Consider the following 1,297-nt stretch of genomic DNA (forward strand, 5'->3'; position numbering starts at 1 on the left):
ACGAGGAAGCCTTCCTCGCCGCGATCGACGAGACGATCAAGTACTTCAACGACGGCGACATCGTCGACGGCGTCATCGTGAAGGTCGACCGGGACGAGGTCCTGCTCGACATCGGTTACAAGACCGAAGGTGTCATCCCGAGCCGCGAGCTCTCGATCAAGCACGACGTCGACCCGAACGAGGTCGTGGCCGTCGGCGACGAGATCGAGGCCCTGGTCCTTCAGAAGGAGGACAAGGAAGGCCGCCTGATCCTCTCGAAGAAGCGCGCCCAGTACGAGCGTGCCTGGGGCACCATCGAGAAGATCAAGGAAGAGGACGGCATCGTCACCGGTACCGTCATCGAGGTCGTCAAGGGTGGTCTCATCCTCGACATCGGCCTCCGTGGCTTCCTGCCGGCTTCTCTCGTCGAGATGCGTCGTGTCCGCGACCTCCAGCCCTACGTGGGCAAGGAGCTCGAGGCGAAGATCATCGAGCTGGACAAGAACCGCAACAACGTGGTCCTGTCCCGCCGTGCCTGGCTGGAGCAGACCCAGTCCGAGGTCCGCCAGACGTTCCTCACGACCCTGCAGAAGGGTCAGGTCCGTTCCGGCGTCGTCTCCTCGATCGTCAACTTCGGTGCCTTCGTGGACCTGGGTGGCGTCGACGGTCTGGTCCACGTCTCCGAGCTGTCCTGGAAGCACATCGACCACCCGTCCGAGGTTGTCGAGGTCGGCCAGGAGGTCACCGTCGAGGTCCTCGACGTCGACATGGACCGCGAGCGTGTCTCCCTGTCGCTGAAGGCGACGCAGGAAGACCCGTGGCAGCAGTTCGCCCGCACCCACCAGATCGGCCAGGTCGTGCCCGGCAAGGTCACGAAGCTGGTTCCGTTCGGTGCGTTCGTCCGCGTGGACGAGGGCATCGAGGGTCTGGTGCACATCTCCGAGCTGGCCGAGCGCCACGTGGAGATCCCGGAGCAGGTCGTCCAGGTCAACGACGAGATCTTCGTCAAGGTCATCGACATCGACCTCGAGCGTCGTCGCATCAGCCTCTCGCTGAAGCAGGCCAACGAGTCCTTCGGTGCCGACCCGGCCTCGGTCGAGTTCGACCCGACCCTGTACGGCATGGCCGCGTCCTACGACGACCAGGGCAACTACATCTACCCCGAGGGCTTCGACCCCGAGACCAACGACTGGCTCGAGGGCTACGAGAAGCAGCGCGAGGAGTGGGAGCGCCAGTACGCCGAGGCGCAGCAGCGCTTCGAGCAGCACCAGGCGCAGGTCATCAAGTCCCGCGAGGCCGACGCCCAGGCGGCGGCCGA

General features: G+C 64.9%; 1 protein-coding gene. It reads left to right on the forward strand.

Annotated features, from left to right (window positions below):
* Positions 1–1,297: 30S ribosomal protein S1 (rpsA, locus tag ACZ4IF_RS44565; protein WP_467575020.1), on the forward strand; the 1,297-nt coding region annotated here is incomplete at both ends.

This window comes from Streptomyces sp. NPDC025784 (genome assembly GCF_055558435.1).